At 56.9% G+C, this 21,723-nt stretch carries 21 protein-coding genes; 14 read left to right on the top strand and 7 right to left on the bottom strand.

The annotated features are described in order from the left end of the window. Positions 1–256 precede the first annotated feature (256 nt). From FAZ14_RS05115 to hpxK, 6 genes are all read left to right on the top strand, one after another. Positions 257–1,048: a transporter substrate-binding domain-containing protein gene (locus FAZ14_RS05115; RefSeq protein ID WP_016941695.1), complete on the top strand. Its 792-nt coding sequence runs from the start codon at positions 257–259 to the stop codon at positions 1,046–1,048. A gap of 9 nt (positions 1,049–1,057) precedes the next feature. Next, positions 1,058–1,723, top strand: a complete 666-nt coding sequence (locus FAZ14_RS05110) for an amino acid ABC transporter permease (protein ID WP_016941696.1) — start codon at positions 1,058–1,060, stop codon at positions 1,721–1,723. Between the two features lie 2 nt (positions 1,724–1,725). Next, entirely contained in the window at positions 1,726–2,379 is a 654-nt protein-coding gene (locus FAZ14_RS05105; protein WP_306763233.1) for an amino acid ABC transporter permease, read from the top strand. Continuing rightward, complete coding sequence (locus tag FAZ14_RS05100; RefSeq protein WP_016941697.1) at positions 2,360–3,091, top strand: amino acid ABC transporter ATP-binding protein; 732 nt, start codon at positions 2,360–2,362, stop codon at positions 3,089–3,091. The genes FAZ14_RS05105 and FAZ14_RS05100 overlap by 20 nt, the downstream gene beginning before the upstream one ends. A 62-nt stretch (positions 3,092–3,153) precedes the next feature. Next, on the top strand, positions 3,154–4,398 hold the full coding sequence (locus tag FAZ14_RS05095; RefSeq protein ID WP_038905404.1) for a pyridoxal-phosphate-dependent aminotransferase family protein: 1,245 nt from the start codon (positions 3,154–3,156) through the stop codon (positions 4,396–4,398). Then, entirely contained in the window at positions 4,395–5,660 is a 1,266-nt protein-coding gene (gene hpxK, locus FAZ14_RS05090; protein WP_153508139.1) for an allantoate amidohydrolase, read from the top strand. The genes FAZ14_RS05095 and hpxK overlap by 4 nt, the downstream gene beginning before the upstream one ends. Positions 5,661–6,057: 397 nt before the next feature. Here hpxK and FAZ14_RS05085 read toward each other — a convergent pair whose 3' ends face one another. Further along, positions 6,058–6,825 (bottom strand): amidohydrolase, encoded by a 768-nt coding sequence (locus FAZ14_RS05085; RefSeq protein ID WP_153508138.1) that lies wholly within the window; start codon positions 6,823–6,825, stop codon positions 6,058–6,060. After that, the gene (locus FAZ14_RS05080; RefSeq protein ID WP_038905401.1) at positions 6,813–7,970 is read right to left on the bottom strand and encodes a pyridoxal phosphate-dependent aminotransferase; all 1,158 of its coding nucleotides are present in this window, start codon (positions 7,968–7,970) and stop codon (positions 6,813–6,815) included. The genes FAZ14_RS05085 and FAZ14_RS05080 overlap by 13 nt, the downstream gene beginning before the upstream one ends. A 201-nt stretch (positions 7,971–8,171) precedes the next feature. Here FAZ14_RS05080 and FAZ14_RS05075 point away from each other — a divergent pair, with 201 nt between their 5' ends. From FAZ14_RS05075 to FAZ14_RS05065, 3 genes are read left to right on the top strand one after another with little or no spacing between them, the layout of a single operon-like run. Continuing rightward, positions 8,172–8,786: a methylthioribulose 1-phosphate dehydratase gene (locus FAZ14_RS05075; RefSeq protein ID WP_016941701.1), complete on the top strand. Its 615-nt coding sequence runs from the start codon at positions 8,172–8,174 to the stop codon at positions 8,784–8,786. Continuing rightward, positions 8,783–9,493, top strand: a complete 711-nt coding sequence (mtnC, locus tag FAZ14_RS05070; RefSeq protein ID WP_153508137.1) for an acireductone synthase — start codon at positions 8,783–8,785, stop codon at positions 9,491–9,493. The genes FAZ14_RS05075 and mtnC overlap by 4 nt, the downstream gene beginning before the upstream one ends. Then, on the top strand, positions 9,490–10,032 hold the full coding sequence (locus FAZ14_RS05065) for a 1,2-dihydroxy-3-keto-5-methylthiopentene dioxygenase (protein WP_153508136.1): 543 nt from the start codon (positions 9,490–9,492) through the stop codon (positions 10,030–10,032). Before mtnC ends, FAZ14_RS05065 begins: the two co-directional genes overlap by 4 nt. Positions 10,033–10,113: 81 nt before the next feature. Here the strand turns inward: FAZ14_RS05065 and mtnA are convergent, their stop codons facing one another. Continuing rightward, a complete protein-coding gene (gene mtnA / locus FAZ14_RS05060; RefSeq protein ID WP_153508135.1) occupies positions 10,114–11,145 on the bottom strand; it encodes an S-methyl-5-thioribose-1-phosphate isomerase in 1,032 nt (343 codons plus the stop codon). 185 nt (positions 11,146–11,330) lie between these two features. Here mtnA and mtnK point away from each other — a divergent pair, with 185 nt between their 5' ends. Further along, positions 11,331–12,533 (top strand): S-methyl-5-thioribose kinase, encoded by a 1,203-nt coding sequence (gene mtnK / locus FAZ14_RS05055; protein ID WP_153508134.1) that lies wholly within the window; start codon positions 11,331–11,333, stop codon positions 12,531–12,533. A 75-nt stretch (positions 12,534–12,608) separates the two neighbouring features. On the opposite strand, the gene fadE is transcribed toward mtnK, so the two are convergent. Further along, on the bottom strand, positions 12,609–15,059 hold the full coding sequence (fadE, locus tag FAZ14_RS05050; protein ID WP_153508133.1) for an acyl-CoA dehydrogenase FadE: 2,451 nt from the start codon (positions 15,057–15,059) through the stop codon (positions 12,609–12,611). A gap of 373 nt (positions 15,060–15,432) precedes the next feature. On the opposite strand from fadE, the gene lpcA reads away from it, so the two are divergent. Both lpcA and FAZ14_RS05040 read left to right on the top strand, forming a co-directional pair. After that, positions 15,433–16,014 carry a D-sedoheptulose 7-phosphate isomerase gene (lpcA, locus tag FAZ14_RS05045; protein WP_012885889.1) on the top strand — a complete coding sequence of 194 codons (582 nt, stop codon included), beginning with the start codon at positions 15,433–15,435 and terminating at the stop codon, positions 16,012–16,014. A gap of 75 nt (positions 16,015–16,089) precedes the next feature. Next, positions 16,090–16,857, top strand: coding sequence for a class II glutamine amidotransferase (locus tag FAZ14_RS05040; protein WP_016941707.1), 768 nt, complete (start codon positions 16,090–16,092; stop codon positions 16,855–16,857). On the opposite strand, the gene dpaA is transcribed toward FAZ14_RS05040, so the two are convergent. Continuing rightward, the gene (gene dpaA, locus FAZ14_RS05035; protein ID WP_016941708.1) at positions 16,828–17,553 is read right to left on the bottom strand and encodes a peptidoglycan meso-diaminopimelic acid protein amidase; all 726 of its coding nucleotides are present in this window, start codon (positions 17,551–17,553) and stop codon (positions 16,828–16,830) included. The genes FAZ14_RS05040 and dpaA overlap by 30 nt on opposite strands. A gap of 322 nt (positions 17,554–17,875) precedes the next feature. Here dpaA and dinB point away from each other — a divergent pair, with 322 nt between their 5' ends. Next, positions 17,876–18,934: a DNA polymerase IV gene (dinB, locus tag FAZ14_RS05030; RefSeq protein WP_016941709.1), complete on the top strand. Its 1,059-nt coding sequence runs from the start codon at positions 17,876–17,878 to the stop codon at positions 18,932–18,934. Between the two features lie 72 nt (positions 18,935–19,006). On the opposite strand, the gene pepD is transcribed toward dinB, so the two are convergent. Together pepD and FAZ14_RS05020 are read right to left on the bottom strand one after the other, a co-directional pair. Continuing rightward, the gene (pepD, locus tag FAZ14_RS05025) at positions 19,007–20,467 is read right to left on the bottom strand and encodes a beta-Ala-His dipeptidase (RefSeq protein WP_016941710.1); all 1,461 of its coding nucleotides are present in this window, start codon (positions 20,465–20,467) and stop codon (positions 19,007–19,009) included. A gap of 279 nt (positions 20,468–20,746) precedes the next feature. Continuing rightward, positions 20,747–20,941 (bottom strand): hypothetical protein, encoded by a 195-nt coding sequence (locus tag FAZ14_RS05020; RefSeq protein WP_016941711.1) that lies wholly within the window; start codon positions 20,939–20,941, stop codon positions 20,747–20,749. Between the two features lie 231 nt (positions 20,942–21,172). Between FAZ14_RS05020 and gpt the strand changes: the two genes are divergently transcribed. After that, positions 21,173–21,631, top strand: a complete 459-nt coding sequence (gene gpt / locus FAZ14_RS05015) for a xanthine phosphoribosyltransferase (protein ID WP_013319164.1) — start codon at positions 21,173–21,175, stop codon at positions 21,629–21,631. Positions 21,632–21,723 lie beyond the last annotated feature (92 nt).

The raw sequence follows: 21,723 nt of genomic DNA, 5'->3' as shown, positions 1-21,723 counted from the left end.
AAATGTTCTATTTTGGTGCAATCAATTCCCGTTTTAATGCCCTGTCATTGTGCGCTGCAGGTTGAAAGCCGGGCGCGCTTCCTGACGATGAAACTTGCCGTTATTCCCTGAATCTGCCTGTGCTGCTCTCTTCATATCGCCGTGTCATGCCGGTTGATTATCTGGCATGCATTTTGCTTTTTAATCTGCAACAAAGGTTTCAATATTTTTATTGAAGAATCTTTGGTTTCAAATTAACTTAACCGGGGGCACAGCAATGAAGATCGGAAAACGTGTTTTGGCAGTAGTCGGTGCAGCGCTGTTGATGGTTCAGGCTGGACAAGCGATGGCGGATCAACTGCAGGATATCCAGAAGCGCGGCGTATTGCGTGTCGCGGTGCCGCAGGATTTCCCGCCGTTTGGCTCGGTCGGTACTGATTTGCAGCCGCAGGGTTACGACATCGACATGGCCCGTTATCTGGCCAGCGAGATGAAACTAAAGTTGCAGCTGGTGCCGGTGAGCAGCGCCAACCGCGTGCCGTATTTGCAAACCGACAAGGTGGATCTGGTGATTTCCAGCCTGGGTAAAAATGCGGAACGTGAAAAAGTGATCGACTTCAGCAGCGCTTACGCACCGTTCTTCCTGGGCGTGTTCGGTCCGAAAGACACGACAGTCACGGCGCCTGACGCCTTGCAAGGCAAAACCGTCGGGGTAACCCGTGGTGCGGTGGAAGACATGGTGCTGACCGATATCGCGCCAAAAACTGCTGATATCAAGCGCTACGAAGACAACAACACCACGCTGTCGGCTTATATGTCCGGTCAGGTGCAGTATATCGCTACCGGTAACCTGGTAGTGGCGGCGATTGCCGAGAAGAACCCGGAGAAAGCGCCTGTCGCCAAATTCATGTTGAAAGACTCGCCCTGCTTTATCGGTCTGAAAAAGGACGAGCCTGCGCTGAAGGCGAAAGTCAACGAACTGATTGAAAAAGCGCTCAAGGACAACACGCTTAACGGCCTGTCCGAGAAATGGCTGAAAGCGCCGCTGCCAGCCAATCTGGGTGCCTAAGGATACGCCATGACTTATCAGCTTCATTTCGCGGCGCTGTGGCCATACTGGCCGGAGTTACTGGCCGGTTTATGGGTCACCGTGCAATTGACGGCGATGGCAACACTGGGCGGGATTGCCATCGGCATTTGCGGTGCGGCATTACGCAGCGGTAAGCCAACCTTCGTCAGCCGCCTGTGGGGCCTGTACGTCGAAGCGATCCGTAACACGCCGTTTGTGGTGCAACTGTTTTTCATCGTGTTTGGTCTGCCGGGGTTGGGGCTCAAACTCACCGCCGGTCAGGCCGCCCTACTGGCGATGCTGGTGAACCTGGGCGCTTACAGCACGGAGATTATTCGTGCGGGTATCCAGGTGACACCGAAGGGCCAGTGGGAAGCCGCGAGGGTGCTGGGATTATCACGCACCCAGACCTTTACGCGGGTGATTTTGCCGCCCGCGCTGCAACGGATTTATCCGGCGCTGGTCAGTCAGTGCATCATCGTGATGCTCGGTTCCTCCGTGGTATCGCAGGTGTCGTATGAAGAGCTGACCTTTGCCGCTAACTTAATTCAGTCACGGACGTTCCTCAGTTTTGAGGTGTATCTGGTGACCACGCTCTGCTATCTGGTGCTGTCGATGCTGATGCGTCAACTGCTGTTGCTGGTCGGGCGACGTTTTCTGGGGACAGCGCGCTGATGATGACATTTACTGACTGGGATATTGTGCGCAACCTGCTGCTGGCCGGGCGCTGGACGGTGTTGCTGTCGCTGGTGGCATTTTTTGGCGGCGCGGTGGTGACGTTACCACTGTTGTTGCTGCGCCTGACGAAACGCCGCTGGCCGATGCGTCTGACGCGGCTGTACGCCGATGTGTTTCAGGGCACCCCACTGCTGATGCAACTGTTTCTGGCGTTTTTCGGGCTGGGGTTGTTCGGTATCGATGTCAGCCCGTGGACGGCGGCTTCACTGGCACTGACGCTGTTTACCAGCGCGTTCTTGCTGGATATCTGGCACGGCAGCGTACAGGCGTTGCCGAAAGGACAGTGGGAAGCCTGTCGTTGTCTGGGGCTGACCTTCACACAGACGTTGACCCGGGTGATAGCGCCTCAGGCGATGCGTATCGCCATTGCACCGACGGTGGGGTTTTCGGTGCAGGTGATTAAAGGCACCGCACTGGCGTCAATTATTGGTTTTGTTGACCTGACGAAAGCCGGCACCATGCTCAACAACGTCACGTATCAGCCGTTTAAGGTGTTCGGGCTGGTGGCGCTGGGTTATTTCCTGCTGTGTTATCCGTTGTCGTACTACAGCCGTTATCTGGAGAAGAAATTCAATGCCGCTCATCACCATTAATCAGGTTCATAAATATTACGGCCAGAACCACGTGCTGAAAGGGGTGGATCTGGATATTGATGCGGGCGAGGTTATCTCCATCATCGGCCGTAGCGGTTCCGGCAAAAGCACCCTGCTGCGTTGTATCAACGGGCTGGAAGGCTATCAGGACGGCAGTATCAAGCTGGGCGGAATGACCGTCACCGACCGCGACTCGCAAGCGCGGGAGATCAGCCGTTCTATCGGCATGATTTTCCAGAACTTCAACCTGTTCCCGCATATGACCGCGTTGGAAAACGTGATGCTGGCACCCAAGCTGGTGCTGGGGAAAAGCGCCGCCGAGTGCCGGGAACTGGGGGTGAAGATGCTGGAGAAGGTCGGGCTGGGTGAGCGTATCGATTACTACCCGTCGAATTTGTCCGGCGGCCAACAGCAGCGTGTGGCGATCGCCCGTGCGCTGGCGATGAACCCGAAAGTGCTGCTGTGCGATGAAATTACGTCCGCGCTGGACCCGGAACTGGTGGGTGAAGTGCTGAAGGTGCTGGAGCAACTGGCGGCTGAAGGCATGACGCTGATTCTGGTCACCCACGAGATGAATTTTGCCCGCGAAGTGGGCGATCGGGTGGTGTTTATGCATCAGGGTACCGTGTGGGAACAAGGGAGCGGCGATGCGCTGTTTGCCAACCCACAGACCGCCGAACTGAAACAGTTTATCGCCTCGGTACGGCTATAGCGCCGTGAGCGGTATCGGCTATTACGATTTTCATGTTACCAAGGACATCAGGAGTTCATCACATGCCTAACGACCTGTTTGCGCAGATCAATCCGCCCCATCGTTTGCTCATGGGACCTGGCCCGATCAATGCCGACCCGCGCGTATTGCGCGCGATGGCCAGCCAACTGGTCGGGCAGTATGACCCGGCGATGACCGGGTACATGAACCAGGTGATGGCGCTGTACCGCCAACTGTTCCGTACCGACAACCGCTGGACCATGCTGGTAGACGGCACCTCCCGTGCCGGCATTGAGGCGATTCTGGTCTCGGCGATCCGCCCTGGTGACCGGGTGCTGGTGCCGGTGTTTGGCCGTTTCGGCCACTTGCTGTGCGAGATTGCCCGCCGCTGCCGCGCCGATGTTCACACCATCGAGGTGCCGTGGGGTGAAGTATTCACGCCCGATCAGATAGAAGATGCCATCAAGCGGGTAAAACCCCGCCTGCTGCTTACCGTACAAGGCGATACCTCCACGACGATGCTGCAACCGCTGGCGGAACTCGGGGAGATCTGCCGTCGTCATGACGTCCTGTTTTACTCCGATGCCACTGCCTCGTTCGGCGGTAACCCGTTGGAAACCGATGCCTGGGGGCTCGATGCAGTCTCTGCCGGGTTGCAGAAATGCCTGGGTGGCCCGTCCGGCAGCTCGCCGGTGACGCTCAGTTCACGTATGGAAGCGGTGATTCGCCAGCGTAAGTGCGTAGAGCAGGGGATCCGCACCACCGACCATCAGGACGGTGACGACGAGATGATTTATTCCAACTATTTCGACCTCGGCATGATCATGGATTACTGGGGGCCGGAGCGGTTGAACCACCACACCGAAGCCACCAGCATGCTGTTCGCCGCCCGTGAATGTGCGCGCATTATTCTGGAAGAGGGGTTGGATGCCTGTATCGCCCGTCACCAGTTGCACGGTAAGGCGCTGCTGGCTGGTATTGAAGGCATGGGGTTACAGCCCTACGGCGACATCGCCAACAAGATGAGTAACGTACTGGGCGTGGTTATTCCGTCGGGTATTCACGGTGAGCAGGTGCGTAAGCTGTTGCTGGAAGATTTCGCTATCGAAATCGGCACCTCGTTCGGGCCGTTGCAGGGCAAAATCTGGCGTATTGGCACCATGGGCTACAACGCGCGCAAAGATTGTGTGATGCAAACGCTGACCGCGCTGGAAGCGGTACTGAACCGTCTTGGCTTCCGTTCTGTGCAAGGGGCGGCGTTGCAGGCGGCCTGGAATGTGTACGACGCCACGCAGGCGTCGACATGAGCGAGGTGCTGATGGAAGGCATGATGACGGATTTTGATGCGCAGGCCGCCGCCCGACGGGTGATGACGCGCTGCGATCAACTGGCGGCCATCAGTGAAACCCCTGATCAGCTCACCCGCGTTTATCTGTCGGCACAGCATATGCAGGCCAACCAGCAAACCGGCGAGTGGATGCGTGACGCCGGGATGCAGGTGTGGCAGGACAGTGTGGGTAACATCTGCGGTCGTTATGAAGGCAGTACGCCGGGCGCACCGGCGCTGCTGATGGGTTCACACCTGGACACCGTGCGTAACGCCGGGCGTTACGACGGTATGCTCGGGGTGCTGGCAGCGATTGAAACGGTGTCATTCCTGCATCAGCACGGTATTCGACTGCCGGTGGCGCTGGAGGTGGTCGGTTTTGGCGACGAAGAAGGCACCCGTTTTGATGTCACGCTGCTGGGCAGTCGTGGGCTGACCGGCACCTGGCCTGAGGGCTGGCTGTCGCGCCCGGATGCCAACGGCGTTACCGTGGCGCAGGCGCTGACACAGGTTGGGCTGGACCCGGACGCTATCGCTCAGGCGGCACGACCGGCAACGGATATTCTGGCCTATCTGGAATTGCATATCGAACAAGGTCCGTGTCTGGAACAGGCTGGACTGGCGCTGGGCGTGGTCACGGCTATTAACGGTGCCCGGCGGCTGAACTGCACGTTTACCGGTCACGCCGGTCATGCCGGAACCGTGCCGATGTCACAACGTCAGGATGCCCTGGCGGCGGCGGCGAGCTGGATGACGCAGGCAGAGCAGATGACACGCGAGAGCGACCCTTATCTGGTGGCAACCTTTGGTACATTGCAGTGCCTGCCCGGTGCCGCCAATGTGATTCCCGGTGAGGTACGCCTGACGCTGGACATTCGCGGGCCGGACGATACGCCGCTCGATGCCCTGCTACAACGGCTGCTGACACTGGCGCAGGATATCGCCATGCAGCGCGGGTGTACCTTCGATGCACAAGAGTACTACCGTATTGCGGCCACCCGCTGCGATGAGACGCTGCAACAGCGGTTGTCGGCGGCGGTGATGCAGGTACAAGGTGAGAACCTGTTGCTGCCAAGCGGTGCCGGGCATGATGCCATCGCTATCGCCGAACGTTGGCCGGTGGGTATGCTGTTTATGCGTTGTAAGGGCGGTATCAGCCATCATCCTGACGAAGCCGTGTTGACCGAGGATGTGGCGCTGGCGTTGCAGGCGTTGCTGCTCACGGTGTGGGGATACCGATAATCAAGGGCGCCTGAGCGCTCTTCAGACTGCTGACAAACGCATTAACTACAGGATGAAGCATCTTTCCGGCGTCAAAAACTGCGCTGAGGTGGGCGGCTTCGCCGGGTGAGCGACAGGACGTCGCGAAAGCCCGTGCCGTGTTGGGAACACGTCACGGGCGGCCCGAACCGCGAAGTCGAACGCCGAAGGTAGCGCGTAGCGCCGCAGTTTAGCCATCAGCCAGTGGTCAAGGAGAGGTGGCGCTTGCACCTCTCCTTGTCGTGCGTGCAATGAAGCGGCAAAGAAATTACACCGTTTATCCCGCACGAAACCATTCACTGAATAGGCAGACTTCACCATTCACAAGACAACCCGGCTGTTTGTCAACAGCCTCAAGAGCGCCTGAGCGCTCTTGATATTACAAACTGAATTTATCGGCATCAAGCCAGGCAGGGAAGGCTTCACGGTAGCTTTGCAACGCTTCCAGCGACAGCTCGGCGTCAAGACGCGCGGGTTGGTGTTCAGGCGCTGAGGCCAGAATCGCGCCTTGTGCGTCGATAATCAGGCTATCGCCCTGATAACTGTGGCCGTTGCCGTCGGTGCCGACACGGTTGCAGCCTGCGACATATGCCTGATTCTCAATCGCCCGTGCCGCCAGCAGGGCTTTCCAGTGCAGTGCGCGCGGGGCAGGCCAGTTGGCGACGTACAGCGCCAGGTCGTAATCCTGACGATTGCGGGACCACACCGGAAAGCGCAGGTCATAACAGATCAGCGGCAGAATGCGCCAGCCGCGCCATTCCACAACTTCTCGCGTCTGACCCGACTGGTAATATTCATGCTCGCCCGCCATGCGGAACAGATGACGTTTATCGTACTGGTATAGCCGGCCCTGCGGGTCAGCCAACAGAAAACGGTTAACCGCGCCCTTGCCGGTCTGCACCGCCACGCTGCCGCCGACCAGTGCATTGCTGCGCTGTGCCCACTGTTTCAGCCAGTCTTCCACCACCGCTTGTTCCAGGCTGCTTTTAGCGGCTTCCATCGCAAAGCCGGTGGTGAACATTTCCGGCAGTACAATCAGGTCACGGTCGGTAATGTCGCCTAACAGGCTGTCAAAATGGCTGAGGTTAGCGGGGCCATCCATCCAGACCAGCGGTTGTTGTAGCAGGGTTATCTTTAAAGTTGACATAAACGCTCCGCAGCAGCATCCAGGGTTGATTCCTGTTTGGCAAAGCATAACCGAATCAGCGTGTGAGGGAAGGGGGCGGCACAGAAAACGGACAGCGGGATCGCCGCCACGCCGACATGCTCGGTGAGCCAGCGACAGAAACTGACGTCATCCTGACTGGAAATGGCACGGTAGTCCGCCAGCAGGAAATAGGTGCCTTCACAAGGCAGAATCTCCAGCCGACTGGCTGCCAGCGCGTTAACAAACCGGTCGCGTTTGGCACGGTAAAAATCGGGCAGTTCGCGCCAGTGTTGCGGTTGGTGTTGCAGCATATCGGCCAACGCCAGTTGCGCGGGCGTGTTGACGGAAAACGTCAGGTACTGATGCACTTTACGCAATTCGGCGCTGATCGGTGCCGGGGCAACGCAATAACCGACCTTCCAGCCGGTCATGTGGTAGGTTTTACCAAACGAGGACACCGCGATAGCCCGCTGCCGCAGCTCCGGATGCGCCAGCACACTAGCGTGGCCGTCAGCGGCAAAGCAGATATGCTCATACACTTCATCGCTCAGCACGTAAATAGCGCGACTGGCGATGGCCTGCCAGAGCTGGCGGAAGTCCTCCTGCTGCCAGACAGTGGCAGACGGATTATGCGGCGTGTTGACGATCACCAACCGGGTGCGGTCGTTCAATAGGTCGCCAAACGCTGCCCAGTCGACGCGAAACGCCGGTGGTTGCAACGCAATGCGCTTCAGCGTCCCGCCCGCCAACTGCACCGCTGGTGCGTAGCTGTCATAGCTGGGATCAAAGCAGATAACTTCATCGCCCGGGCGCACCAGCGCGCTGATGGCGGCAAACAACGCTTCTGTGGCACCAGCGGTGACGGTCACTTCACTGTCGGCGTCCGGCTGCCAGCCGTAGAGCGCGGCAGTTTTTTCCGCAATCGCCTGACGCAACGGTGCCACGCCGGTCATCGGCGCGTATTGGTTTGCCCCCTGACTGACATGATAAGCCAGACGCTGTTTCAGGTAGTCGGGGCCGTCAAAATCCGGGAAGCCTTGCGACAGGTTAATCGCCTGATGTTGCTGCGCCAGGGCGCTCATCTGGGTAAAAATGGTAGTACCGAGAGAGGGGAGTTTACTGTCTGGGATCAGTGCGGCGCTCATGGCTGAAAAAGGACTCCTGCAAGGCTGTTATTGCTGCCACTATATACAGGATGCTAGTATTTGGCAATCAAGACGCTTGGACGTTTAAACGGCTAAATTCCGTAATTTGATAAGCTAGAACGAAATATAATAAGCAGGCTCATTACCCGGTTTTATCCCTGGAAATCACCGGGTGGCGCCTTCACCTGTACAGGATGAGTTATGAGTGAGATTCCACAACTGGCCGCACTGGTGGCGGCCTGCCACTGGATCGGCGAGAAAGGCTGGTGCCCGGCGACGGGCGGCAATATGTCCGTGCGTCTGGATGAACGGCAATGCCTGATTACCGAATCCGGTAAAGACAAAGGCAGCCTGAGCACGGAAGACTTCCTGTTGGTCGATATCGCCACCAACCATGTCCCGAGCGGTCGCACACCGTCGGCGGAAACCGGGTTGCATACGTTGCTTTATCGCCTGTTTCCGACGGTAGGAGCAGTGCTGCATACCCATTCGGTCAACGCGACGGTGTTGTCGCGGGTGGAGAAAAGCGAAGCGCTGGTGTTGCAGGGGTACGAAATGCAGAAGTCGCTGAGCGGCCAGCGTACTCATCTGGATGCGGTCGCCATTCCAATTTTCGATAACTCTCAGGATATTCCGGCGCTGGCGGAGCAGGTCGCCGCCCACCATGCGAACTCGTCATTGCATTACGGTTTTCTGGTGCGTGGGCACGGTCTGTACTGCTGGGGACAGGATGTGAAAGACGCTCGCCGTCATCTGGAAGGGTTAGAGTTCCTGTTCCAGTGTGAATTACAACGACGTTTACTGGAGGCCAAGTGATCAAGGCGATTGTCACGGATATTGAAGGCACGACCAGCGATATTCGCTTTGTGCACAACGTGTTGTTCCCGTATGCCCGCGCGCGTCTGGCCGACGCGGTGGCACAGGCCGGGCATGACCCGGAGATCGCTGCCGCGCTGACATTGGCGCGTCAGGAACTGGGGCAACCGGAAGCCTCGCCCGCGCAACTGCTGGCCGCATTCAACCAGTTTATGGATGAAGACCGCAAATCACCGGCGCTGAAGCTGTTGCAGGGCATTATCTGGCGCAGTGGTTACCACAACGGTGATTTTCGCGGCCATGTTTATGAGGATGTCGCCCCGCAATTACAGGCCTGGCGTGAGCAGGGCATCGCGCTGTACGTCTATTCATCCGGGTCGGTGGAAGCGCAGCGTCTGCTGTTTGGTCACAGTGACGCGGGGGATTTGACCACACTGTTTTCCGGCTATTTCGATACCGGCGTCGGTGCCAAGAGAGAGGTCGCGTCCTACCAGACTATTGCCGCTGCAATCGGCCTGACTGCGGACAAGGTGCTGTTTCTGTCCGATATTCGTCAGGAACTGGATGCGGCTGCACAAGCGGGCTGGCACACCTGCCAGTTGATCCGCAATGACGCCGATGTTGAAAGTCAGCATCGGCAGGTAAACCGTTTTGATCAGGTAGACCTGGATGCCTGTCAGAGCAACCCAACAGGAGAACCGTCATGAGTGCCTTAACTATCTTCAGTGATACGGATGCCCATCAGCCCGTCTGGCAAAGTCGCGACGCCGAGGCTATCGCCCAGCAACTGAGCGCTATTAATGTGCGGTTTGAACGCTGGCAGGCGGACAGGGATTTAGGGGCCACCCCTTCCTCTGAAGACGTGCTGGCGGCGTATCAGCATGAGATTGATAAACTGGTAGCGGAGAAGGGCTACCAGAGCTGGGATGTGGTCAGCATCCGCGCTGACAACCCACAGAAAGAGGCGATGCGCAGCAAATTCCTGTCGGAGCATACCCACGGTGAAGATGAAGTGCGTTTCTTTGTGGAAGGCGCCGGGTTGTTCTGCCTGCACGTAAACGGCCAGATTTTCCAGATACTGTGCGAAAAGAACGATTTACTGTCGGTGCCTGCCGGGGTGCCGCATTGGTTTGATATGGGCTCTGAGCCGCATTTCACCGCCATTCGCCTGTTCAATAACCCGGATGGCTGGATTGCGCAGTTCACTGGCGATGCCATCGCCGACGCCTACCCGAAACTGGCGTAATGCTGTTACAGGCCGTGGCGGAATATACCCGCGCACGGCCTGTTCTCGGTGCTGCTTTTATTACCCGCGTCCTGTCTCGCTTTATCCCGCCAGCGGTTGCTGAAAAATACCGGCGTTAACCTGCTCAGGGGTGACCACACCACTATCCAGTACCCAACCGCTAATAAGCGCAGCCGGGGTGACATCGAACGCCGGGTTGTACACCGGGGCGTTGTGCGGTGCCCACTGGCACTGGCCGAAGCTACCGGCTACCCCGGTGACTTCGCTGGAGGCACGCTGCTCGATGGGAATCGCGCTGCCATCCGGGCAGTGAGGGTCGTGGGTGGTGTGTGGGGCGGCGACGTAAAACGGAATACCGTGATAGTGTGCCAGCACCGCCAGGCTGTAGGTGCCGATTTTATTGGCGACATCGCCGTTAGCGGCGATGCGATCCGCACCGACCCAGATAGCATCGACCTGGCCTTGTGCCATCAGCGACGCAGCCATCGAGTCGCAAATCAGGTGATAGGGGATACCCAGCTCACCCAGTTCCCAGGCGGTCAAACGCCCGCCCTGCAACAGTGGACGGGTTTCATCCACCCAGACGTTCTCCACCTTGCCTTGCTGGTGAGCGCGCAGGATGACGCCGATCGCCGTCCCCACGCCCGCCGTCGCCAGCCCGCCGGTATTGCAGTGGGTCAGCAGACGGCTGCCCGGTTTTACCAGCCCGGCTCCGTTATCCGCGATGCGTTCGCACAGCGCTTTATCTTCTTCTATCAGTCGCAACGCTTCCTGCGCCATGGCGTTGACGAAATCGTCACTCGCCAGTGCCTGCTTCATACGGTCCAGATTGTTCATCAGGTTAACGGCGGTCGGGCGGGATGCGCGTAACGTTTCCAGCGCCTGTGCCAATTGCAGCCGCGACAAACCTTGCTCTGCCAGTAACGCCAGCAACAGGCTGGCGGACAGCCCGATTAACGGTGCGCCACGTACCCGCAGAGCGCGAATGTGCTCGACCAGTGCGTCGACATCCGGGCAGGGGCACCAGATTTTTTCCTGCGGCAGTGCCTGCTGGTCAAGGATCCACAACTGATTATCAACGAGGTTGAGGCTGGTGGTGTTAACAGTCTGCATGGGTGGTTAAATCCGTGTTGCGTTATTGCATCAGAATTCTTATTCTGCCAATATGCTTTACAGAAGTATAGACGTCCAAACGCTTTTATGTCTATACCCGCCATACTTCAAAAGATATGGCGCTGATAACACAACAAGAAATAGCAAACACATTCATCACACTAGGTAGATAAACGAGGTTGGCCATGTCACTTTACCGTACTTTTAACGCGGACGATGCCGTGCAGTACGCCCGTCAGTATGGCGGGGTTGCGGATCCGCAGTCGTTGATAACAGCCGATGAGATAGGCGACGGTAACCTGAATCTGGTGTTCAAGATCCGTGATACACAAGGCGTCAGCCGGGTGATCGTCAAGCAGGCGTTGCCCTACGTTCGCTGTGTCGGTGAGTCCTGGCCGTTAACGCTGGATCGCGCCCGTATTGAAGCGGAAACGCTGCTGGCACACGCGCAGCATTGTCCGCAGCACACGGTAGCGGTGTTGCATCATGACCCGGTACTGGCGGTGATGGTGCAAGAAGACTTGTCTGATCACGAGATCTGGCGGCGTGAACTGGTGAAAGGGCAGGATTATCCGCAGGCGGCGGCACAACTGGGTGAATATCTGGCACAGGCGTTGTTCCACCATAGCGATTTCTACCAGTCTCCCCACGAGAAAAAGGCGGCGGTTAGTCGCTTCACCAACCCGGAGTTGTGCCAGATAACCGAAGATCTGTTCTTCACCGACCCGTACAGGGAACATGAGCGTAATCAGTTTGACCCGGCGTTGCTGGCCGATGTGCTGGCATTACGGGATGATCGCCCGCTGCTGTGCGCCGTCGCGGCGCTTAAGCATGCTTTCCTCAGCAAGGCGGAAGCCTTGTTGCACGGCGATATTCACAGCGGCTCTATTTTCGTGGCGGAAAACCGCCTGAAGGTGATCGACGCGGAATTCGGCTTTTACGGCCCGATAGGGTTTGATGTTGGTACGGTGCTGGGTAACCTGCTGCTGAATTACTGTGGGCTGCCAGGGTTGTTACCGCCACGCGAAGCTGTCGATGCACGGGAACGCCGTCTGGCGGATATCGTGACGGTATGGCAGACCTTCGTTACGCGTTTTACGGCGTTGGCTCATGAAAAGAGCCGTGACCCGGCGCTGGCGGTGGATGGCTACGTTGAACAGTTTTTGCGGCAGGTGTGGCAGGACACGGTCGGTTACTGCGGCACCGAGTTGATTCGCCGTACCATCGGGCTGGCGCATGTTGCTGACCTCGATACCATTGCCGATGAGGCCGCCCGTCAGGCCTGCCAGCGCCATGCGATTCAGCTTGGCAAGACGCTGGTGTTGGCCGCCGCGCATATCGATGGCCCTGAAGCCTTGCTGGCGCGCGTGCGTCAGAGTGGTGCCTGAGTAGCGCACATCAATCCAGCGCCTTTTCGCGATATTCCAGTCAGAATATTTCAGTCAGAAAAGGCGCCAGACCTGTCAGGCGACGGTATCAGCATCAACCGGTAATCGTTGCCTGCTCTCCACCTTGTGCGCGCTTAGCGCGTCCGGGGCAAAGTCATCGACGTTGATAGAACGCAGCCGACTGGCTTCCGCCTGCATCAAAATGTTGGCTTCTTCCGGCGTAATCACCCCTTCCGCCAGCCCGTGTTCCGCCAGTTTATCCAATTGCATAAACGGCAGGGGCGACGGTGCGGACTGCGAGAGCCGTTGATGAATCGGCTCGGCCGCCAGAATATCGCGCAGTGCGTGTTCCAGTTGTGCTGCCGGGTGATGGGCTCCGGTGTGCAGATATAGGCCACGGCCTAACCGGCTGCGGGTCGCTGACGGCACCTGCAACAGTCGCGCCAGTTGATGGTCTAACTGGTCGCTCGGGGCCTTACTGACCGCTCCTAGCGGGAAAATCATCACACGCAGTAACCGTGCCACCAGTCGGCTGGGGAAATTGCGCAGCAGGTCGACGATGGCGTGTTCAGCCTGATGCAGACAATCCTGCACGCCCCAATGCACCAGCGGTAAGTCAGCTTGTTGGCGACCTTCCTCGTCATAACGCTTGAGCGTGGCAGACGCCAGATAGAGCTGGCTTAACACATCGCCCAGCCGGGCAGAAAGGCGTTCGCGTCGTTTCAGACTGCCCCCCAGAACTCCCATCGACACATCGGCCAGTAGTGCCAGATTCGCGCTCAGTCGGTTCAGGCGCTGGTAATAGCGACGGGTGACGTCGCTAACCGGGGCGCGACTGGTGCGCCCGTTGGTCAGGCCCAGCCACAGGCTACGCATGGCGTTGCTGGCGATGTGGCCCAGATGGCCGAACAGCGCCTGATCAAAGGCTTTCAGGTCATTGTTCTGCGCGGCGTTCATCTCTTTGAGGATGTAAGGATGGCAGCGGATCGCGCCCTGCCCAAAGATGATCATGCTGCGGGTGAGAATATTGGCACCTTCGACGGTAATGGCGATCGGCGCCCCCTGATAGTGACGGGCGACAAAATTAGACGGCCCCAGGCAAATGCCCTTACCGCCGGTGATGTCCATCGCATCGATGATGCCGCGCTGGCCGCGATGGGTACAGTGGTACTTGACGATTGCTGACAGCACCGATGGCCGCGCGCCTTGCATGATGCCGCTGGTAATGAGGGTCGCGGCGGCATCCATCACGTAGGCATTACCCGCTATGCGGGCCAGCGGTTCTTCAATCCCTTCCATTTTGCCGATCGGCAATTTGAACTGGCGGCGGATACGGGCGTAAGCACCGGTCGCCAGCGCCACGCTTTTCATGCTGCCGGTCGAGTTGGATGGCAGGGTGATGCCTCGGCCAACGGACAGGCACTCCATCAGCATCCGCCAGCCCTGGCCTGCCATGTCCGGCCCGCCAATGATGTAATCCAGCGGAACAAAAATGTTTTCGCCCTGTGTCGGCCCATTCTGGAACGGGATGTTAATGGGGAAGTGACGACGGCCGATTTTAACGCCGTCGGTCTGTGTGGGGATCAGCGCGCAGGTAATGCCGACATCGTCCAGGGAGCCCAGCAGGTGATCCGGGTCGTACAGCCGGAACGCCAGCCCCAGCACGGTAGCGACCGGTGCCAGCGTGATATAACGTTTGTTCCAGGTCAGCCGCATCCCCAGCACCTGTTGCCCCTGCCAGTGGCCGTAGCACACCACGCCCAGATCAGGGATGGCACCGGCATCGGACCCGGCTTCCGGGCTGGTCAGTGCGAAACAAGGGATTTCATCGCCACGCGCCAGTCGTGGAAGGTAGTGGTTTTTCTGCTCGTCGGTGCCGTAGTGTTGCAGCAATTCTCCGGGGCCGAGCGAGTTGGGAACGCCGACGGTAATCGCCAGAATGCCGGATACGCTCGCCAGTTTTTGCAGCACCATTGCCTGCGCGTAAGCGGAAAATTCCAGCCCGCCATACTCTTTTTTGATGATCAGTGCGAAGAAACGATGTTGTTTCAGGAACGCCCACAATTCTGGCGGTAAATCGGCGCGCTCATGGGTGATTTCAAAGTCGTTTGCCATGCGGCAGGCTTCTTCCACCGGCCCGTCCAGAAACGCCTGTTCTTCTGGCGTGAGCACTGGCCGGGGGTAGGCATGCAGGGTGCGCCAGTCTGGCGTGCCGCGAAACAATTCGCCTTCCCACCAGGTGGTACCGGCGTCAATCGCCTCTTTTTCCGTTTTCGACATCGGCGGCATAACGCGGCGGAACGCCGCCAGCGCCGGTGCGGCTAACCACCGCCGCCGCCATGGCGTTGCCAGCAACGGCACGAGTACAAGAGCAAGCGGGAGCAGCAACCAGGCTGACCACACATGCAACGACGCCATGACGACAACCCAGAGTACAAGCACTGCACTGCTCAGCCACAGTGAAACCCGGTGGTAGAGTAGAGCACCGATAAGCAGCAAGACGATCAGGACACTGACTGCAACCATGATTTATTCTCCAGTCCGTTTAATCCGTTTAATCCGTTTAATCCGTTTACGCTTGTGGTCTGACCTGTTGGTATAGTGTAGTTTTAGTTCAGTGTGCCGTTTTTATCAATTCATTTACAACGCAATTACAACTTGACTCACAAACTCGCTGCCGGATGGAACCTCTGGTGCGCGATGTTGGCGTTTGGCAATTGTCTGCTTCTCGTCGTTTGGGCGATCCGCTACACTGCACGGCAACACAGGTTGCGTCTCTTTATGGCGTGGAATGGCTGGCATCGCCTGACAACAGGGGTCATCATGGCCCAATGTTTCACACCATGCCTCACCAGAGGCTCCGCCTACATATCATGATGTCATTGAATGAGAGGATTCCATGTACCAGGACTTAATCCGTAATGAGCTGAAAGAAGCGGCATCCACACTGAATACGTTTTTAAGTGATGATGCCAACATTCAGGCGATTCAGGATGCGGCGGTTTTGCTGGCGGATGCCTTCAAGGCAGGCGGAAAGGTGCTCTCCTGCGGTAACGGCGGTTCTCATTGTGACGCTATGCATTTCGCTGAAGAACTTACCGGCCGCTACCGTGAAAACCGCCCTGGTTACCCGGCTATCGCCATTTCTGACCCCAGCCATCTGTCCTGTGTCAGTAACGATTTTGGCTACGATTTCGTGTTCTCCCGTTATGTCGAATCGCTGGGACGTGAAGGGGATGTCCTGCTGGGGATTTCCACTTCCGGTAATTCCGGCAACATCATCAAAGCTATCAGCGCGGCCCGTGCCAAGCGTATGAAGGTGATTACACTGACCGGCAAGGACGGTGGCAAAATGGCCGGTACCGCCGATGTGGAAATTCGCGTACCGCATTTCGGTTACGCTGACCGGATTCAGGAAGTGCACATCAAGGCTATCCACATTCTGATCCAGTTGATTGAAAAGGAAATGGCTGGCAACTGATTGCCTGCCATGAGGCGCCGTCGTCGTACGCGCAGCAGTAGCAGCAAGTAGCAGCAGTAGTAAAAGGAACCAGACATGTGTGAACTGCTTGGGATGAGTGCCAACGTCCCAACGGATATCTGTTTCAGTTTTACCGGCCTGATGCAGCGGGGCGGCCGTACCGGTCCGCACCGTGATGGCTGGGGGATTACGTTCTACGAAGGAAACGGCTGCCGTACCTTTAAAGATCCACTACCCAGCTTCACCTCGCCGATTGCCGAACTGGTGCAGAACTATCCCATTAAATCCTGCGCGGTGGTTTCTCACATCCGTCAGGCCAACCGTGGCGCGGTCGCGCTGGAAAATACCCACCCGTTTACCCGCGAGTTGTGGGGCCGGAACTGGACGTTCGCCCATAATGGTCAGCTTAAGGGGTATCGGCGTTTGAAGACCGGCCATTTTCGTCCGGTTGGGGAAACCGATAGCGAGTACGCGTTTTGCTGGCTGTTGTACCAACTGTCGCAACGCTACCCGCGTACGCCGTCTAACTGGCCTGCTGTGTTTCGCTATATCGCCACACTGGCGGAGCAGCTACGCAAAAAAGGCGTGTTTAACATGTTGCTGTCAGACGGGCAGTTCGTGATGGGATTTTGCTCGACGCACTTGCATTGGATCACCCGGCGGGCACCGTTTGGCAAAGCGACCCTACTGGATGACGATGTCGAGATAGATTTTCAGCAGCAGACCACACCTAACGATGTGGTCACTGTGCTGGCGACGCAACCGCTGACCGGCAACGAAACCTGGCATCGGATTCTGCCAGGCGAGTTCGTGTTATTTTGTTTTGGCGAGCGCGTAATGTGATTCTGGCTGACCAACGGGCGCGGACTGGTTAACCACGTACTGCCCGTTGAGCACCGATACCGCTGGCGGCTGGTGCATGCGATTGAAGTAAGCGTAGCCCGGCTGCAACTGACTCCAGAATTTGTAGTAGTTGGAGCGGCTGTGGCGCTTCATGTTCTGCTCGGTCATGCGGAACGGATAAATCGCCAACTCGACTTTCTGCTGCCCGTTGCGCAGTGCTTTCTCCACGTAAGTGTAAATCTCTTCGATGTATTTGTTGGTCATGGCGTAGCAGCCGATAGACACACACTCACCGTGAATCATCAGGTAACGACCGGAATAACCGTGCGCGCGGTCGTACTCGTTCGGAAAGCCGACATTAATGGCGCGATAATAGTGGCTGTCCGGTTTAAGCTGTTTTAAATCAACCTGATAAAACCCTTCCGGGCTTTTGAAATCGCCTTCGGTCATTTTAGGACCCAGACCGCCGGAGTATTTACAAATCGGGTAACTCTGTACCAGTTTGTATTCGCCGCCAATCATGGCATAAAGCTCCAGCACCCGTTCTTCCTTGAAGATCTGAATATAAACCGGTGACCCGGCGACCTGCTGTTTGGTTTCTGTCGCCGCCGGAGCGACTTGATTCGCATAGCTATTGCTGATGGCGACGGAAGGTAAAAGAAACAACATCGCAAGCGAAAACGCGACTTTGTGCATTGTTAATCCTGATTATTGGCACTGTGATTCTGTCTGATACGGTGTGTGGCGGTGATGCCCCGTATTCCCTTATCTGTCAGGCTTGGTCCTGCCATTAGGCTATGCCCCATAGCGAGGGATAGCATGATGTCAAGTCGCGCCACCACATTATCACCGTATCTGTTTTATTCAGGAAGGAAAAAAGAATAAAAAATCGGACTATTCCGGCTGATGGCGTCAGGCTAATCGCGCTGCCGTATTGACAGGGTGGCATCACGTCAAACGAAGAGATTGCCTGCCCCCCCCGACTGTCTGTATATTTATACAGTCAATCGGAGGGGCGATGCGAAAAATCATTCATGTCGATATGGATTGCTTTTACGCCGCAATAGAGATGCGGGATAACCCGCGCCTGCGTGATATTCCGCTGGCAATTGGCGGCAGTGCCGATCGTCGCGGTGTGATTTGCACCGCCAACTACCCAGCGCGCCGTTATGGCGTGCGCAGTGCGATGGCGACGGCTACCGCGTTGAGACTGTGCCCGCATCTGACCTTGTTGCCCGGCCGTATGGAGGTTTACAAAGCCACCTCTCTGCAGATTCGCGCGATATTTTCCCGCTATACCTCGCTGATTGAACCGTTGTCGCTGGATGAAGCCTATCTTGATGTGACGGATAGCCCGCACTGCGGGGGCTCCGCCACCCTGATGGCTCAGGAAATTCGCCAGACGATTTTTAATGAACTGCATCTGACTGCATCGGCAGGTGTCGCACCCATCAAATTTCTCGCCAAGGTTGCCTCTGAACAGAACAAACCCAATGGGCAGTGTGTCATTGCCCCCACGCAGATGGAGGCGTTTCTGCTGGCGTTGCCGCTGGAGAAAATTCCCGGTGTCGGCAGCGTGACCGCCCGACGGCTGGCTGAGTGCGGTTTGCATACCTGTGCGGATGTCCGTCGTTACCCTCTGAGCGAACTGTTGCGGGAATTCGGTAAATTCGGTCGGGTGCTATGGGAGCGCTGCCACGGTATTGATGAGCGCCAGGTCTCGCCGGATCGCCTGCGAAAATCCGTTGGCGTTGAAAAGACCCTGGCACGGGATATTCACGACTGGACTGCCTGCGAAGCGCTGATTGAACGATTGTACGACGAGCTGGAGCTACGTCTGCGACGTGTTCGCCCGGATCTGCATATCGCCCGCCAGGGGGTCAAACTGAAATTTGATGATTTTCGTCAGACCACGCAGGAGCATGTCTGGCCGGTACTCAATAAGCCGGATTTACTGAGGCTGGCGCGCGAAAGTTGGGACCAACGGCGTGATGCACGGGGAGTGCGGCTGGTGGGGTTGCATGTGTCGTTGATGGACCCACAACTTGAGCGGCAACTGGTCTTACCGTGGGATTGATGTTTGGCAGTAAACGAGCATGTTTCGGTCTCTGGCGGTGATGCCCGCATTAGCAGGCATCACCGGCGCAGATTAGGCGCGTTCCGGAATGGCTTTCAGCAATGCTGTCAGCAGCGTCCAGTATTGACCGACGCTGGCGATATGAACCCGCTCATCCGGTGAATGTGGGCCGGTGATGGTTGGCCCAATGGAAACCATATCCATATCCGGATACGGTTTCTTGAACAAACCACACTCCAGACCGGCATGGATCACCATGATGTTGGGGGTTTTACCGAACAGCTTCTGGTACGTTTCGCGAACCAGATGCATCACAGGTGACTGCGCATCTGGCTGCCAGCCAGGGTAGCCGCCTTTGGCCTCGGTATCAGCACCCGCCAGTTCGCCCAGCGAAGTCAGCATGCTGACCACGTAGTCTTTACCGCTATCGACCAGCGAGCGAATCAGACAGTGAATGTCTGCCTGCGTCTCGGTCATGCTGACGACGCCTACGTTCAGCGACGTTTCCACCACGCCTTTGATGTCGTCACTCATACGGATAACGCCATTGGGTGTGCTGTTCAACAGCGCGATGAAACGATCCCGGCTGGCGGTAGTCAGCGCAGCCGTGGTGCTGTCTGCGGTATCCAGCAACAAGGTGATATTTTTTTCTACGGCGGCGAGCTCGTGTTTGAGGACGGCCAGATAGGCTTGCGCGGCCTCTTTCAGGGCATCGACGTGATGAGCGGATACCGCCAGGGTCACCGCACCTTCACGCGGGATCGCGTTGCGCAGAGTACCGCCGTGCAGGTCGATCACCCGCAGATCCAGCTCGGTGGCGTAGTGCGCCAGAAAACGCGCCAGCAGTTTATTAACGTTGCCAAGCCCCAGGTGAATGTCGCAACCGGAGTGACCGCCTTTCAGCCCTTTGATGACCAGTTTCAGCGTCTGGTAACCGGCTGGAACGGCTTCGCGCTGTAATGGCAGACGGGTCATAAAATCGATACCACCCGCACACCCCATGTAAACTTCGCCTTCTTCTTCCGAATCGGTATTGATCAGAATATCGCCCTGAAGCCAGTTGGGTTGCAGGCCGAACGCACCGTCCATACCGGCTTCTTCCGTCATGGTCAGCAGCACTTCCAGCGGCCCATGCTCTACGCTGTCGTCAGACAACACCGCCAGCGCCGAAGCCATGCCGATACCGTTGTCTGCGCCAAGCGTCGTACCGCGCGCTTTGATCCACTCACCATCGACATAAGGCTGGATGGGGTCGGTGGTGAAGTCGTGTACCGTGTCGTTGTTTTTCTGCGGCACCATGTCCAGATGAGCCTGGATCACTACCGGTTTACGATTTTCCATGCCGGGAGTCGCCGGTTTACGCAGCAGAATATTGCCAACCAGATCGCGTTCCGTGTGAAGGCCGCGCTCCTTTGCCCATGACAGAATATACGCAGCCAGTGCTTCTTCATGGTAAGACGGATGTGGAATAGAGCAGATTTTGGCAAAAATATCCCACAGCGGCTGTGGGGAGAGTTGAGACAAAGCAGACACTATTGAACCTCTCCAGTTAGGCATCACGCGACAAACGGCGTGTGATGCCAGAGCAACATGGTTATTGATCGCCTGAAGACGCAGGCACGTCAGTACAGAATACCACTTTCCCACGGCGGGAGAGAATGTCCACGGTATAAGGATTATGCATGGCTGACGGGGAGGAAAGCGGAAGAAGGCGCAATACGTGGGCGCGAATTCAGAGAATACAATCCCGGTAAGAAAGTCCCGGTAAGAAAGTCCCGGGAAAAGCGTTGGCGCTCTTCCCGGTCTGCGTGATTAGTCGGTGTGGCGTGGTGAATCGGACGTAGCATCATGCCGATGTAGTACAATCGGCGTCAAAGCTGGTTGGCGTTGGCGCAACAGGCGCAAGCTGATGCTCAGTTCGAAGCAAATCACCGTCAGTATGGTGATAACAAAGAAAGGGGCGAACACATCCAGTTGTGCAAGGAGGAAACTGTCAAACATCGTCATGGCTATTCTCCTGGCTATTTTCTGTTCTCCTTGTTTGTAACGCATCCGTAACATTACGTCTAATAACTTTTTCACATTACGAACGGTTAATTAATTACGGTGAGTTACCAATTACCGGCGTGTACATAAATACTGGTTTTTGTCTGGTCAGCTATCTATAATCTCGCGCAACCTTATTTTCCCCTTCTGACTCTGATTAAGCCGACCTCATCGTTGGCTGGGATATGTTTTATGAGTGAAAAGTACATCGTCACCTGGGATATGTTGCAAATTCATGCCCGTAAACTGGCTCAGCGTCTGCTGCCGGCCGAACAGTGGAAAGGCATTATTGCCGTGAGCCGTGGTGGTTTAGTTCCAGGGGCGTTATTGGCCCGCGAACTGGGTATTCGCAATGTCGATACCGTGTGTATCTCCAGCTACGATCATGACAACCAGCGTGAGCTGAAAGTGCTTAAACGCGCTGAAGGTGACGGTGAAGGTTACATCGTAATCGATGATTTGGTGGACACTGGCGGTACTGCCAAGGCGATCCGCGACATGTACCCGAAAGCTCACTTCATCACTATTTTCGCCAAACCGGCTGGTAAACCGCTGGTAGACGACTATGAAGTTGATATCCCTCAGGATACCTGGATTGAACAGCCGTGGGACATGGGCGTGGTATTTGTACCGCCTTTGGTTGGCCGTTAATTCCATACCGCTGTTATCGTCGACGCGCCCGGTTATGCCGGGCGTGTTTGTTTTTGTAGGTTGATGGTTTTTGCTGGTTGATTGTTTTTGCC

It is taken from the genome of Dickeya oryzae (assembly GCF_009372235.1).
GTDB classification, from domain to species: Bacteria; Pseudomonadota; Gammaproteobacteria; order Enterobacterales; family Enterobacteriaceae; genus Dickeya; species Dickeya oryzae.
This window is presented reverse-complemented; position numbering and strand designations above follow the sequence as displayed.